Origin of the sequence: Bacillus sp. SIMBA_005 (genome assembly GCF_046535585.1) — a bacterium.
GTDB lineage: Bacteria > Bacillota > Bacilli > Bacillales > Bacillaceae > Bacillus > Bacillus pumilus.
In genome coordinates, this window is record NZ_JAWRWI010000226.1 from 1 (window position 1) to 291 (window position 291).

Sequence of the window (291 nt, forward strand, 5' to 3'; positions counted from 1 at the left end):
CTGAAGCACGCTTACCGGCAGTACGGATGCGACGTATAACAGGATAAACGCAAATAAATAGACTTCCAGAAATCCACGCACCCCGCCCAGCAGTTTGTTGATCTGTTTAATGACCGGAATGCCGGCGATGATATTAAGCGCCGCTCCGATAATCCGGAGCAGGATCTTTGCGATGATAAACAAAATGACAAACGCGATCGCGTTGTAATAAGCCGTCTCCACGTTTCCTTTAATAAAAGACAGAGCCGCCTGCCCGCCGGAAAAATCAGGGGCGGGTATAAAGCTCAGATG

The 291-nt window shown here is 49.1% G+C and carries 1 protein-coding gene; it reads right to left on the reverse strand.

The window, feature by feature from the left end:
* On the reverse strand, nt 1-291 hold a 291-nt coding region (locus SB660_RS19875; protein ID WP_410583997.1), incomplete at both ends, for a CvpA family protein.